Here is a 14,185-nt window from a genome sequence, read left to right on the forward strand (position 1 = left end):
CGGCGCCCAGCGGCTACCTGCCGGCGGCCGGGCCGCCGGGCAGCTTGCCGGTCGCCAGCATGATGTACGCCCGCGTGAACGACTCGGCGCTGGCCGAGTTGTGCTGGTTGTGCTGGCTGTTCTGGGCGTGGTGCTTCGCCCGCTGCAGGAGCGCCTTCTTCGTCTCCAGCTCCAGCATCTCGATGTCCTCCAGCAGCTGGTTGCGGTGCTGGTGGGCCTGCTGGTGCGAGGTCGGGGTCGCGATCGCGGTCATGTGTGCCTCCGAGGTGTTCGATGCGTATCCGCACCGGAAACCTCCGCCGGCCGCGACTGGATGCGCCCTGGCTCGATTCAGCGATGCGGATGCACCGAGCTCGGCGACGGCCGATCCCGGGGGGTGGGTCTCAGCGGGTTGCGGCCGGGCGGCGGACGGTGAACGTGTCGGGAATGCGGAAGCTGAGGTTGTCGGGGCACCACGGGGCACGGACGACTTCGACGCCGCGCAGCAGCGGCGCGGTCTCGGCGACCACCACGGCGGACTCCATCCGCGACAGCTGCGCGCCGACGCAGCGGTGACTGCCCGCACCGAAGGCCAGGTGGCGCCGCGAGCCGCGCTGGCCGGGCACGAACTCGTGCGGGTGCTCGGCGACCTCGGCTCCGGCACGCGCCAGCCACAGCACGATGCTCGCCCCGGCGCGGATCGGGAAGCCGTCCAGCTCGGTGTCGCGGGCCGCGATCCGGCGCCAGGTCGGGATCGGCGGGACCAGGCGCAGCCCCTCCTCGACGACGTCGTCCACGGCGACCGTGCCGCGGGCGAGCCCGGCCGGCACCGCGGGCTCCTGGGTGAGCCGGTGCAGCAGCAGCGTCAGGAACTGCGAGGTCGTCTCCTGACCGGCGACGAGCAGGAAGAACAGCGCCCCGGTCGGGGTGTCCTTCGGCAGGCCGTGGGCGGCGGTGTATTCGCGCAGCTCACCCACCAGCCCTCCGGCGGTCGCCGCGAACTCGCGCAGCACGGCGTGGAAGCGCCCGACGGTCGCGGCGAGCACGTCCTGCCGCGCGGCGTCGAGCGGCGCCCAGAACAGTTCGAGGGCGGCCCGGGAGAACTCCTTGACCACGGCCGCGTCGGCGGCGGGCAGCTCGACCAGCCGGGCCAGCACCAGCAGCGGCAGGTCCGCGGTGAGATCGGCGTACAGGTCGACGGCCTCTCCCGCGTGCAGCCGGGCGGACAGCGCGGCGACGCGGCGCCGGACCAGCCCGGTCAGCCACGGCCGCAGTGCCTCGACCCGGTCGGGGTGCAGGGCGCGCGCGGTGATCTCGCGGATCGCGGGATGGGACGCGCCGCCGTTGTTGGCCAGGGTCGCGGGCAGCCGGAAGCCGTACGACGTCAGCACGCGCAGCGCGCTCACCGGCATCGGGCTGATCGCGTCGAGGGCGTTGTCGGGGCGGAACGTGTCCGGGTCGGCCAGCACCCGCTTGATGAGCCGGTGCCGGGTCACCACGACGTGGCGTGCGCCCACGTGGTCGGCGACCTCGACGGTGTCTTCGGCCCGCCCGTCGATGTCGAAAGGCTGGTCCCAGGTACGGAACAGCACGCCGCACACGGTACTAGGCAGGCTGAAGCGGCGTTCAGGGGAGGGCTCGCGGGGTGATGACGGTGATGCCGGTGGGCGGCGCGTCACCCATCGCGACCAGCGCCGCGGGCACCTCGTCGAGCCCGATGTGCCGGGTGACGAGCGCGTCGGGCCGCAGCCGCCCGGCGGCGACGAGGTCGAGCATCGGGCCGTAGTCGGCGGCGGCCATGCCGTGGCTGCCGAGGATCTCCAGCTCCCAGCCGATGACCCGGCCCATCGGCAGCTCGGGCGCGCCGTGCGGGAGCAGCCCGACCTGCACGTGCCGCCCGCTGCGGCGCAGGCCGAGGATGGCCGCGGCGCACACGGCCGGGCTGCCCAGGGCGTCCAGCGACAGGTGCGCCCCGCCGCCGGTCAGCTCGCGCACCGCCGCGACGGGATCGATCGCCGCGGCGTTCACGCAGGCCTCGGCCCCGTGCTCGCGGGCCAGGTCGAGCGCGCCGGGGGACACGTCGACGGCGATCACGCGCGCGTCGTACGCCGCGGCGATCATCACCGCCGAGAGGCCGACGCCGCCGCAGCCGTGCACGGCCACCCACTCGCCGGCGGCGACCCTGCCCTGCGCGACGACGGCACGGTACGCCGTGGCGAAGCGGCAGCCCAGCGCGGCCGCCGCGGCGAAGCTCAGCCCTTCCGGCAGCGCGACGAGGTTCAGGTCCGCGTGGTCGATCGCGACGTACTCGGCGAACGAGCCGCGGTGGGTGAAGCCCGGCTGGGTCTGGTGTTCGCAGACCTGCGTCGCGCCGCGGCGGCACGGCTCGCACTCCCCGCAGCCGCACACGAACGGCACGGTGACCCGGTCCCCGGCCCGCCACCTCGTGACCGCCCCGCCGACCGTGTGCACGGTGCCGGCCAGCTCATGCCCCGGCACGTGTGGGAACGCGGCGATGTCCGGGTCGTGGCCCATCCAGCCGTGCCAGTCGCTGCGGCACAGTCCCGTCGCCTCCACCTTGATCACACAGCCGTGCGCCGCCGGTATCGGCTCCGGCAGGTCCCGCACGTCAGGCTGCTGTCCAAAGGCGTCGTAGGCGACCGCGCGCACGTGCGTACCTCCCCGGGAACCCGCGGCCGGGCGCCCGGCCGCGTGCCCAGCACGATACGTCGATCACCAGCGCCCGCACAGCGCCCGCCGTCAGGCGAGCGGCTCCGGGCGGCGGTAGGCGACGCCGAGGGCGTCGAAGCGGGCCAGCATCACGTCGAGGCGGGCGCGGAAGTCGGCGTACTCGCCGCGGGTGCCCCAGCCGGCCTCGGCGATCGCGGACAGGCGCGGGAGCAGGCTGTACGCCGCCCGCCCCACCGTCGGCAGGTACTCGCCCCACAGGTTGCCCTGCACGCCGATCACCCGGTTGCCGCCGTCGGGCGCGTCGGCCGGCTCGGGGTCGTAGCCGTACACCCGGTCCAGGGGGCTGTGCCCGCCGATGCTGAGCGGCTCCCCGGCCTGGTCCGACTCGGCGTGGTCGAGGTAGACGTGGCTCTGCGGGGTGGCCACCACGTCGTGCCCGGCCTCCAGCGCCGCGGCCACCTTGGCCTCGTCCCGCCAGGCCATGACCACCGCGTCGGCGGGCGCGCCCCGCTTGACCAGCTCGTCCCAGACCACGACGCGGCGGCCGTGGGTGCGCAGGTGGTCGGCGAGCACGGTGATCCACCACCCGAGCAGGTCCTCCGGGTCGGTGAGCCCGAGCTGCGCCATGCGCTCCCGCGCGGCCGGGTTGGCCGCCCACTCGCCGGGCGGCACCTCGTCCCCGCCGAGGTGCACGTACGCCGCCGGGAACACGTCGACCAGCTCGTCGAGCACGTGCCGCATGAAGTCGACCGTGGCGTCGTCGCAGTTGAGCACGGTGGAGTAGACGCCCCACCGGGTGCCGGTCTCCAGCCGCGCGGCGGAATCGTTGCCCAGCTCCGGGTAGGCCGCGATGGCGGCGGTGGTGTGCCCCGGCAGGTCGATCTCGGGCACCACGGTCACCCCGCGTCGGGCCGCGTACGCGACCAGCTCGCGCAACTCGTCCTGGGTGTACCAGCCGTCGTGCGGGGTGCGGTCGGCCTGCTTGATGTTCTCGTGGCCGACCGGCGACTCGCGCCGCCGCGCGCCGACCTCGGTGAGGCGCGGGTAGCGCCGGACCTCGAAGCGCCAGCCCTGGTCCTCGGTGAGGTGCAGGTGCAGCACGTTCATCCGGTGCAGCGCGAGCAGGTCGACGACGGTGCGCAGCCAGCTCACCGGCTGGTGCCAGCGGGCCACGTCGATCAGCACGCCGCGCCACGGGTAGCGGGGCCGGTCGGTGATCTCGGCGTACGGCACCCGCCACGCCACATCGGCGCGGGTGCTGCCGCAGGCCTCCGGCGGCAGCAGCTGGCGCAGCGCCTGCACCGCCCAGCGCAGCCCGGCCGGCGTGCCGGCGACCGCGCGCACGCCGGAGCCGTCGACGGTGAGCCGGTAGCCCTCGTCGCTCAGCTCGGTGTCGGCCGAGTCCAGGGTGAACACCAGCTCGGCGGTGTCCGCCGCGGCGTCGGGCAGCGGCAGGCCGGTGGCCGGGCTCAGCAGCTCCCGCAGCAGATCGGCGATCTCCGCCGGGGCGTGCACTGCGCTGGCGGCACTCAGCTCGTGGTTTCCCGGGGCGGTCGAGTACGAGGTCGGGCGCGGAATCAGCACGTCGGCTCCTTCGAGGCTCACCGCCAGGAAAGCGGCTTGGAAAGCGGTTTCTAAAGCCGTCGCCGCGGACGTTAGTACAGCTTCTTAACAGTAGTCAAGGTTAGCGCAGGCCGCCGCACGATCCGCCGTGGACAGCCGTCGGTGCGCCGCGTAGGGTAAACGCTTTCTGATTTGGTTTCCCCTGCTCGCCCTCGTCCCAAGGGTTACCTCATGAACAAGCGGCCCACGATTCGCGACGTCGCGGCCCTGGCCGGCGTCTCGGTGGCCACGGTGTCCAGGGTGCTCTCCGGCGACTACCCCGTCGCCGGCAACACCCGCACCAAGGTCCAGCGCGCCGTGCGCGAGCTGGACTACGTCGTCAACGCCCACGCCCGCGCCCTGTCCGGGGCCACCTCCAACGTCGTCGCCCTGGTCATGTACGACGTGGTCACCCCGTTCTTCGCGCACATCGCGTCGGGGGTGGAGTATCAGGCCGCCGAGTCCGACCGGCTCTGCCTCGTCTGCACCACGCACGGCGACCCCGACCGCGAGCTGGAGATCGTCAAGCTGATGCGCGAGCAGCACGCCGACGCGGTCATCCTGGTCGGCGGCGTGCTCATGAACGACGACTACCGCGAGCGGATGTACCGCTACGCCAAGGGCCTGGAGGACGCGGGCAGCCGCCTCGTCCTGTGCGGGCGTCCCTCGCTCGGCCCCGACTTCCCGGCGATCACCGTGGAGTACGACAACGCGGGCGGCGCGTTCGCGGCCACCAGTCACCTGCTGTCCGCCGGGCACCGGCGCATCGTGCTGCTGGGCGGCCCGGTCGGCAACACCACGTTCGACGCCCGGCTCGACGGCTACCGGCGGGCGATGGAGGCGTTCCGGGTGCCGGTGGACCCGGCGCTGGTCGTACACGACGACATGAGCCAGGACGCCGGCTTCCGCCAGACCCGGAGGCTGCTCGCGGCGGGGGCCGAGTTCACCGCGATCTTCGCCGCGAACGACCTGGCGGCGGCAGGCGCCATGCGCGCCCTGCGCGCGGCCGGCAAGCGCGTCCCCGACGACGTCTCCATCATCGGCTACGACGACACCCCCATGGCCCCCGAGCTGTTCCCGGCCCTGACCAGCGTGCACCTGCCCCACGAGGAACTCGGCCGCACCGCCGTCAAACTAGCCCTCCAGCGTGGTGAGCACTCCACCCGCCAGCACGTCATGCTCGGCACCCACATCGCCATGCGCGACTCCGTCCGCCCCCTCCCCGTAGCGCCCGTCGAGCCATGATCGCCCGACTTGCCTGGCAGACGGGCGTATCTTGAGCTCGCATACGCCCATCTGCCAGGCAAATTGGATGATCTAGGACGCCGCGCGGAGGTGGTGGAGGAGGAAGGTGAGGATCTCGGCTTCGTAGCGGGCGTGGGCGTAGCGGCCGACGGGGCCGGTGTGGGCCCCCGCGCCGAGTTCGGTGCGCAGGTAGACGGGGCCGTCGGCGGGGGTGGCGGTGGCGCGCAGCCGGGCCACCCACTTGGCCGGTTCGTGGACCATGACGCGTGGGTCGTGCAGCGCGCCGGTGGCCAGCAGCGGCGGGCGCGGGCCGGACGGCAGGTTGTCGTACGGCGAGTACGCCCGCATCCAGGCGAACTGCTCCGGGTCACGGGGGTCGCCCCACTCGTCCCACTCGTTGACGGTCAGCGGGATGTCCGGGTCCAGCATGGTCGTGACGACGTCCACGAACGGCACCTCCGCCACCACGGCCGCCCAGCGCTGCGGCCGCATCGTGTAGACCGCGCCCTGCAGCAGCCCGCCGGCCGACAGGCCGCGCGTGCCCAGCCGGGTGCCGTCCGCGACGCCTTCGGCGAGCCAGTCCGCGACCGCGAGGTGGTCGGTGAAGGTGTTGGCCTTGGCCGCCAGGCGGCCGTCCTGCCACCAGCCGCGGCCGTTCTCGCCGCCGCCGCGCGGGTGGGTGAGCGCGTAGACCACACCCCGGTCGAGCAGGCTCGGCAGCACCGGGTCGAACTCGGGGTCGAGCACCGACTCGTACGCGCCGTACCCGTAGAGCAGGGCGGGGGCGGTGCCGTCGAGCGGGGTGTCCGCGTGCCAGGCCAGCGTCACCGGCACGGCGGTGCCGTCCGGGGCGGTCGCGTGCCGCCGCGCGGTCCGGTACGCGCTCGCGTCGTAACCGGGCACCTCGCGCCGTTTGCGCTGTTCGCGGGCGCCGGTGCCGAGGTCGGCGGTGTACCAGGCGGGCGGCTCGATCAGCGACTCGACGGCGATGGTGACGGTGCGGTCGTCGTACTCGAACGGGGTGGCGAGCCGGACCTGCCCGGCGGGGATGCCCGCGCCGATCTCCACCTCGGCCCCGGTGGCCCGGTCGACCGCGCGCAGCAGCGGGAAGCCGTCCCGGCGCAGCTCGACCAGCCAGTGCCCGCGCAGCGCGTGGCAGGCGACGATGCGCTCGCCGGGCCGTGATGCGAACAGTTCGGTCCAGTGCTCCCGGCCGGGGCTGTCCACCGGGGCGCTCATCACCCGGAACTCGGGCGCCCCGTCGTCGGTGACGATGACCAGGCGGCCGTCGGCATGGTCGATGCGGTAGTCGACGCCCTTGCGCCGTGGGGCGACCACGGCGGGCGCGGTGTCCGGGGCGGCCGCCGGGATCAGGTGCCACTCGGCGGTGTCCCGGCAGCGCGCCTCGATCATGATCCAGTGGCCGTCCCGCGAGGCGCTGACGGTCAGCTCGAAGCGGGCGTCGTCCTCCTGCAGCACCAGCGCGTCGGCCTCGGCCGGGGTGCCGATCACGTGCCGCCATACCTGGTGCGGGCGGAACAGCTCGTCGTGCACGGTGTAGAAGAACGAGCGCGAGTCGGCGCTCCACGCCCCGGTGTAGTACGTGCGGGGCAGCTCCTCCGAAAGGTCGGTCAACGTCGCCGACCGGCGGAACCGCAATCGATAGACCTCGTCACCGGTGGTATCCACGGAGTAGGCCAGGAGGGTGTCATCGGGGCTCGGCTCCCGCAGCCCGATCTCGGCGAACCCGTCCTCACCGGCGAGAAGGGCGCCGTCCAGCAGCACCCGGTCCGCGTCACCGTCATGGCCGGTCTGTAAGAACTGCTCGTACTCACTACCGGCGACGGTCCGGGTGTAGTAGAAACGTGAACCATGTCGCCAGCTGACTGAAGACTCAGTCGGCGGGAGGCGTCGCTCCACCTCATGGAACACCTCGGTCTGGAGGCTCTCCAGCCGGCCTGCGGCGGCATCGCAGTACTCGCGCTCGGCGCGCAGGTAGGCGAGAAACCGCGGGTCGGAGTGGTCCCGCATCCACCCGTAAGCGTCGGTCCACCGGCGGCCGTGCAGCTCGTGCTGACGCGGTTCGGCGGGCGCGGCCGGCGGCGCTTCGCTGTTGACGAGATCGTGCGGCATGACCGGGCACCCTACCCGCCACGCCCCCGGGCACCAAGGGAGAGAACTGATGAGCAGCACCCCTCCTGCTCCAAAGTCCTGGTTGACCAATCAGTCAGCGCGCCGACCCTGGGCGCGGCTGGCGGTGGCGGCGACGGCCGCACTGGCCCTGCTCGGTGTCGCCGCGGCGCCCGCCGTCGCGGACGGCACGCCCGCCCCGGCCGCGTCCGAGCGCAGCAAGACCAGCTTCGTGATCGGTGTGAAGCAGGACATCGACTCGCTCAACCCGTACGTCGGCGTGGTGGCCGGCGCGTTCGAGACCTACCAGCTCATGTACGACTACCTGACCACGAGCGCGGCGAAGGACTTCGCCCCCGAGCCGTGGCTGGCGGAGAAGTGGGAGACCTCGGCCGACGGCAAGGCCTGGACCTTCCACCTCCGCAAGGGCGTGAAGTGGTCCGACGGCGCCGACCTCACCGCCAAGGACGTGGTGTACACGTTCCAGCGGGCCAAGGACGACGAGACGGCCAACGGTCAGTACAGCAGCTACGTCGACAACATCACCAAGATCACAGCGACGGACGACCACACCGTGGTGATGGAGGTCGAGAAGCCCAGCCCCATCATGCTGCGGCTGGCGGTGCCGATCCTGCCTGAGCACGTCTGGTCGAAGGTCAGCGCCAAGGACGCGGCGACCTTCGCCAACGACAAGGACGTGGTCGGCTCCGGCCCGTTCCAGTTGGCCGAGGCGAAGAAGGGCCAGTTCTACCGGTTCACCGCGAACAAGCAGCACTTCGGCGGGGCGCCGAACATCGACGAGCTGATCTTCACGGTGTTCGCCGACGACACCGCGCTGGCCCAGGCGCTGCGCCAGGGTGAGATCGACATGGCCCAGGACCTGCCCGCGGCGATCGCCGAGACGCTGGTCAAGGAGCCTGGCATCACCGTCAACGACGCCAAGTACTACGGTTTCAACGAGATCGGCTACAACCTCGGCGCGGCGACCACCGACGGCAAGGCGATCGGCGACGGCCACCCGGCGCTCAAGGACAAGCAGGTCCGGCTCGCCATCGACCACGCCATCGACCGCAAGACGCTGGTCACCAAGGTGCTCAACGGCCACGGCGGCCCCGCCACCGGCGTCATCCCGCCGATCTACGCCGACCTGCACTGGAACCCGGGCAGCGCCGAGCGCGCCTTCGACCTGGCCAAGGCCAACTCGATCCTGGACGCGGCCGGCTACTCGAAGGGCGCCGACGGCATCCGGGCCAAGGACGGCAAGGCGCTGAAGTTCCGCCTGTTCGGCCGGGACAGCTCCGAGTACTCCAAGCAGACGGCCGAGTACGTGCGCTCCTGGCTCAAGGAGATCGGCATCGAGGCCACCGTCTCGATCATGAGCGAGGACAACCTCACCGTGGTCCTCGGCAAGGGCGAGTTCGACCTGTTCGAGTGGGGCTGGGTGGTCGAGCCCGACCCCGACTTCCAGCTCTCCGTGATGACCTGCGAGCAGCGCTCCTACGAGGAGGACGGCGAGATCGCCGCGGGGTGGTCGGACAGCTTCTACTGCAGCGAGGCGTTCGACAAGCTGTACGCCGAGCAGCAGACGATGATCGACCCGGCCAAGCGCGCCGAGAAGGTCAAGGAGGCGCAGCGGCTGCTGTACGAGGACGTCGCGTACTCGATGACGTACTACTACAACCAGTCCGAGGCGTACCGGTCGGACCGCTTCACCGGCTTCGTGCCGCAGCCCTCCGAGGGCGGCATCCTCGCCTTCCAGTACGGCACGCACAGCTACCGCAACCTCAAGCCGGTGACCGCGCAGGCGGGCGACGCCGACTCGGGCTCCGGCTCGGGTGGCGTGGTGCTCTGGGTGGTCGGCGGCGTGGTGCTGGTGCTGCTCATCGGCGGCGCGGTCGTGGTGCTGAAGCGGCGCTCGAACGCGGACGACCGGGAATGACCGGATCAGCAGGCGGGGCCGGTGCGGTGACGCGCCGGCCCCGCCACGCCCTTTCTGCGGCGTACGTCCTGCGCAAGTGCCTGTCCGCGGTGCTGATGCTGGTCTTCGTCGTGGTCGTCAACTTCTTCCTGTTCCGGGTGCTGCCCGGCGACCCGGCCAAGGCGTTCGCGCCGCGTGGCCGCAACGCCGACCCGGAGGCGCTGCGCGAGCTGCGCGAACGGCTCGGCCTCAACGACAGCTGGGACGTCGCCTTCGTCAAGTACGTCAAGAGCGTGTTCAGCGGCGACCTGGGTGTGTCCTTCAGCCAGCACGCCGAGGTCACCGACGTGATCATGGAGCGGTTCTGGCCCACCGTGCTGCTGTCGGGCACCGCGCTCGTCATCGCGGCCGTGCTCGGGGTCTGGCTGGGCGCTCGCGCGGGCTGGCGGCAGGGCAGCCGCTTCGACCGGCTGGGCTCCAGCGCCGCGGTCACCTTCTACTCGATGCCCGAGTGGCTGCTCGGCCTGGTGCTGCTGGTCTTCCTGAACCGGTACGGCATCTTCCCGGCGCGCGGCATGAACGACCCACGCTCCACCCTGCCCGCCTGGCTCGATGTGCTCTGGCACATGGTGCTGCCGGTGACCGTGCTCGCCATCGTCTACGTCGCCGAGTATTCGCTGATCATGCGGTCGTCGATCCTGGACGAGCGGCGCGCCGACTACCTGACCACCGCGCGGGCCAAGGGGCTGCGCGACGACCTGGTGCTGCGCCGCCACGCGCTGCCCAACGCGCTGCTGCCGTCGATGACGCTGTTCTTCCTCAGCATGGGCTTCGTGGTGGCGGGCGCGATCACCGTGGAGACCGTGTTCTCCTGGCCGGGCCTGGGCCGGCTCACCTACGACGCGCTGCGCGGCCCGGACATCCCGCTGCTGCAGGGCCTGTTCCTGGTCTTCTCGGCCGGAGTGATCGTCATGAACCTCATCGCCGACCTGCTGATGCCGCTGCTCGACCCGAGGGTGCGTGCCGCATGAGCGAAGCTGCCGTTCGGCGGCCGTCCGGGTGGCGCGCCTTCCTACGGGACCGCGAAGGCCTGTCCGGGCTGGTCGTGCTGGTGGTGTTCGGGCTGGTCGCGATCTTCGCGTCATTGCTGGCCGACCCGTCGGGCCTGGAGGTCACCAAGGCGGACGGGCCGCTGGCCGCCGGGCCGTCGTGGGACTACCCGTTCGGCACCGACCACAACGGGCGCTCCGTGCTGACCATGGTCATCCATGGCACGCAGGTGACGTTGCTGGTCGGCCTGGCCGCAACGGTGATCTCGATGGTGCTCGGCTCGCTCGTCGGCATCGCCTCGGGCCACTTCCACGGGATGCTCGGCGGCACGCTGAACCGGCTGACCGAGTGGTTCCTGGTCATCCCGTACCTGCCGCTGGCCATCGTGCTGGCCGTGGTTTTCCCGCCGGACGTGCCGAAGCTCATCGCGGTGATCATCGTGATCGGCGTGACCTCCTGGTCGAGCACGGCCCGGCTGGTCCGCGCGCAGACCATGGCCGTGGAGGCGCGCCCCTACCTGGAACGGGCCAGGGCGCTGGGCGGCGGGCATTGGCACCAGATGACCCGGCACGTGCTGCCCAACGTCATGCCGCTGATCCTGGCGAACACCACGCTGACCGTGTCCATCGCGATCATCGCGGAGACCACGCTCTCCTTCCTCGGCCTCGGCGACCCGCTGCGGATCTCGTGGGGGCGCATCCTCGACGAGGCGTACAACCTCGGCGCTATCGACCGGGGCGCCTGGTGGTGGGTGCTCGGGCCCGGCCTCGCCGTGGTGCTGGTGGTCCGCGCCTTCAACATGTGCGGCCGCGCCCTGGAGCGCATCCTCGACCCGAGGCTGGAGCGGCACTCGTGAGCGGCGAGGAGCGAGCGGAGCGAGCCCCGCAAGCACGAACAGCTGGAGGCACCGTGCTGCTGGAGATCAGGGACCTGCGGGTGGCGTACCGGGATCGCGGGGTGCCGCTGCCCGCGGTCCGCGGTGTCGATCTCACCCTGGCGGCGGGGGAGACCCTCGGGCTGGCCGGGGAGTCCGGCTGCGGGAAGTCGACGCTGGCGGGTGCGGTGCTGCGGCTGCTGCCCGGCAACGCCGAGGTGTCCGGCGAGATCCTGCTCAACGGCGCCGACGTGCTGAAGATGAGCTGGGGGCAGCTACGGGCGGTGCGCTGGAACGAGGCGTCGATCGTGTTCCAGGGCGCGATGCACGCGCTCAACCCGGTGCGCGCCATCGGCCGCCAGATCGCCGAGGCGATCACGCTGCACGCGCCGAAGTCGTCCGCGGCCGCGGTCCGTAAGCAGGTGGGCGAGCTGCTGGAGCAGGTCGGTGTGCCGGCCTGGCGGGCCGAGTCGTTCCCGCATGAGCTGTCCGGTGGGCAGAAGCAGCGCGTCATGATCGCGATGGCGCTGGCCTGCTCGCCCCAGCTGATCATCGCGGACGAGCCGACCACCGCGCTCGACGTGATGGTGCAGGCCCAGGTGCTGTCGCTGCTCAAGCAGCTGGTGCGCGAGCGCGGCGTGGGCCTGATCCTGATCAGCCACGACCTGTCGGTGCTCGCGTCCACCTGCGACCGGGTCGCGGTCATGTACGCCGGGCGCGTCGTCGAGCAGGGCCCGGGACACCGGCTCTTCGCCGACGCCGCGCACCCCTACGCGCAGGCCCTGGCCGGGGCGTTTCCGGTCATCGGCGATCCGGCCTCGCGGCGCGCCCCGCGCGGGCTGCCCGGTGACCCGCCGGACCCGCGCGAGCTGGGCGGCGGGTGCGCCTTCGCGCCGCGCTGCGCCGTGGCGCTGCCCGAATGCGTGCAGTACGACGTCCGGCTGCGCACGGTCGACGCCGAGCGCAGCGCCGCCTGCGTACACGTGGGAGGTGCCGCATGAACGCGCGAGTCCTGACCTCCGCCTGCGACGACGGAGCCGAGCGAAGCGAGGCGACGGCATGACCGTGTCGGTGCATCCGGTGCTGGAGGCGCGGAACCTGCACGTCGGGTTCGGCGGGCGGGGCAAGGGCGTCCCGCCGGTGCGGGCCGTCGACGGGGTCGAGCTGTCCGTCGACAGGGGACAGATCCTGGCGCTGGCCGGTGAGTCGGGCAGTGGCAAGACCACGCTGGCCCGGACCCTGCTCGGCCTCCAGAAGCCGTACGCCGGGCAGGTGCTGCACCACGGCAGGCCGATCGACTACAGCGGCAAGTGCCTCAAAGCGCTGCGCCGCAGGGTGCAGTTGGTGCTCCAGGACCCGACGGGCGCGCTCAACCCGCGGCGCACGGTGTACGAGGCCGTCGCCGAGGGCCTGCGCATCCACCGGGTGCCCGGCGACGAGCGGGCGCTGGTCGCCAAGGCGCTGTCGCAGGCGGGCCTGCGCCCGGCGGAGCGCTTCTTCGGCCGCTACCCGCACGAGCTGTCCGGCGGCCAGCGCCAGCGCGTCGTCATCGCCGGCGCGCTGGTGCTGGAGCCGGAGCTGATCATCGCGGACGAGCCGGTGGCGTCCCTGGACGCCTCGGTGCGCGGCGAGATCCTGGCCCTGCTGCTGTCGCTGCGTGCCGAGCTGGGCCTGTCCGTGCTGGTCGTCACGCACGACCTCGGCCTGGCCTGGAACATCGCCGACCGGCTCGCGGTGATGTATCTCGGCCGCATCGTCGAGGTCGGCCGCACCGAGCAGGTGCTCGCCGCGCCGCGGCACCCGTACACGGCGGCGCTGCTGTCGGTGCTGCCCGAGGCGAGCGGGCGGGAACCGGTGATCCTCAGCGGCGAGTCGCCCGACCCGTCGCGCATCCCCACCGGCTGCCGCTTCCACCCGCGCTGCCCCGCGCTGGCCGACGGCCTCGCCGCGCGGGCCGGGGTGGCGCAGCGGTGCACCACCGAGTCGCTGCCGGTGCTGCCGCTGCACGGCCCGCACGCCGCCGCGTGCCTGCTCGCGGGCCACGTGGGCGACGGCATCGCGGGCGCGGCGGGCGGCACGCCCACCGGCGCGGTCACGGCCTGAAGCCGTCAGGCCGTCGCCGGATACCGGCGCAGGTCGTCGAGGAGGAACTCCACCCGCTGCGCCACCGGGCAGCGGGGGAGTTCCACCAGCTCGTAGCCGTAGCGCGCGTACGCCTCGCGTACCAGCACATCCAGCTGCAGCGCCTCGGCGAAGGTCTGCTTGCGCTCGGCGTCGTTGCAGAAGATGTCCGCCCACGGTGGGGCGAGGTAGGCGCGCCTGCGGTAGCGGCACCGGCGGACCGCCTCCGCGACGTAGCCGGGCACGGCGCCGGTGACCAACTCGAAATAGGACGCCAGCGAGGGCATGGCATGGTCGAAGAAGACGGTGCCCGGCTGCTCCAGCGCCCAGCGGTAGGAGCGCAGCTCCCAGACCAGCCCCAGCTCCGCGAACAGCGCCGTGTCGGCCCACGGCAGCGCCCGGCCGCCGATCGCCACCTGGTCCTGGATGATCGCCCGCCCGGCCTCCGGCGCGGTCGCGTACCCGCGCGCCCGCAGCGCCTCGATGAGGGTCGTCTTACCGGCGCCGGGCCCGCCCGTGATAATCACGAGCCGTTCCGCTGCTGCTGACATAGTCTCTGCCTTCCATATGGGTCG

The 14,185-nt window shown here is 72.4% G+C and carries 12 protein-coding genes; 6 read left to right on the forward strand and 6 right to left on the reverse strand.

Annotated features, from left to right (window positions below):
- Positions 1-13: 13 nt before the first annotated feature.
- From CS0771_RS13280 to CS0771_RS13295, 4 genes are all read right to left on the reverse strand, one after another.
- Complete coding sequence (locus tag CS0771_RS13280) at positions 14-253, reverse strand: hypothetical protein (RefSeq protein ID WP_212841245.1); 240 nt, start codon at positions 251-253, stop codon at positions 14-16.
- A gap of 130 nt (positions 254-383) precedes the next feature.
- A complete protein-coding gene (locus CS0771_RS13285; protein WP_371821393.1) occupies positions 384-1,580 on the reverse strand; it encodes a cytochrome P450 in 1,197 nt (398 codons plus the stop codon).
- A gap of 25 nt (positions 1,581-1,605) precedes the next feature.
- The gene (locus CS0771_RS13290; RefSeq protein WP_212841247.1) at positions 1,606-2,649 is read right to left on the reverse strand and encodes a zinc-dependent alcohol dehydrogenase family protein; all 1,044 of its coding nucleotides are present in this window, start codon (positions 2,647-2,649) and stop codon (positions 1,606-1,608) included.
- A gap of 90 nt (positions 2,650-2,739) precedes the next feature.
- Positions 2,740-4,254, reverse strand: coding sequence for a beta-N-acetylhexosaminidase (locus tag CS0771_RS13295; protein WP_212841248.1), 1,515 nt, complete (start codon positions 4,252-4,254; stop codon positions 2,740-2,742).
- 210 nt (positions 4,255-4,464) lie between these two features.
- On the opposite strand from CS0771_RS13295, the gene CS0771_RS13300 reads away from it, so the two are divergent.
- On the forward strand, positions 4,465-5,517 hold the full coding sequence (locus tag CS0771_RS13300) for a LacI family DNA-binding transcriptional regulator (protein WP_212841249.1): 1,053 nt from the start codon (positions 4,465-4,467) through the stop codon (positions 5,515-5,517).
- Positions 5,518-5,589: 72 nt separating this feature from the next.
- On the opposite strand, the gene CS0771_RS13305 is transcribed toward CS0771_RS13300, so the two are convergent.
- The gene (locus CS0771_RS13305; protein ID WP_212841250.1) at positions 5,590-7,650 is read right to left on the reverse strand and encodes a S9 family peptidase; all 2,061 of its coding nucleotides are present in this window, start codon (positions 7,648-7,650) and stop codon (positions 5,590-5,592) included.
- Between the two features lie 49 nt (positions 7,651-7,699).
- Between CS0771_RS13305 and CS0771_RS13310 the strand changes: the two genes are divergently transcribed.
- Genes CS0771_RS13310 through CS0771_RS13330 form a run of 5 tightly spaced genes read left to right on the forward strand, consistent with a single transcriptional unit; the run spans position 7,700 to position 13,592 of the window.
- Entirely contained in the window at positions 7,700-9,586 is a 1,887-nt protein-coding gene (locus CS0771_RS13310) for an ABC transporter substrate-binding protein (RefSeq protein WP_212841251.1), read from the forward strand.
- The gene (locus CS0771_RS13315; protein ID WP_212841252.1) at positions 9,583-10,596 is read left to right on the forward strand and encodes an ABC transporter permease; all 1,014 of its coding nucleotides are present in this window, start codon (positions 9,583-9,585) and stop codon (positions 10,594-10,596) included. The genes CS0771_RS13310 and CS0771_RS13315 overlap by 4 nt, the downstream gene beginning before the upstream one ends.
- Positions 10,593-11,471, forward strand: a complete 879-nt coding sequence (locus CS0771_RS13320; RefSeq protein WP_212841253.1) for an ABC transporter permease — start codon at positions 10,593-10,595, stop codon at positions 11,469-11,471. Before CS0771_RS13315 ends, CS0771_RS13320 begins: the two co-directional genes overlap by 4 nt.
- A gap of 53 nt (positions 11,472-11,524) precedes the next feature.
- Complete coding sequence (locus CS0771_RS13325; protein ID WP_212841254.1) at positions 11,525-12,490, forward strand: ABC transporter ATP-binding protein; 966 nt, start codon at positions 11,525-11,527, stop codon at positions 12,488-12,490.
- Between the two features lie 58 nt (positions 12,491-12,548).
- Positions 12,549-13,592, forward strand: coding sequence for an ABC transporter ATP-binding protein (locus CS0771_RS13330; protein WP_212841255.1), 1,044 nt, complete (start codon positions 12,549-12,551; stop codon positions 13,590-13,592).
- A gap of 5 nt (positions 13,593-13,597) precedes the next feature.
- Here the strand turns inward: CS0771_RS13330 and CS0771_RS13335 are convergent, their stop codons facing one another.
- Positions 13,598-14,137, reverse strand: coding sequence for an AAA family ATPase (locus CS0771_RS13335; RefSeq protein WP_212841256.1), 540 nt, complete (start codon positions 14,135-14,137; stop codon positions 13,598-13,600).
- Positions 14,138-14,185: the final 48 nt, after the last annotated feature.

This window comes from Catellatospora sp. IY07-71 (assembly GCF_018326265.1).
Lineage (GTDB): Bacteria > Actinomycetota > Actinomycetes > Mycobacteriales > Micromonosporaceae > Catellatospora.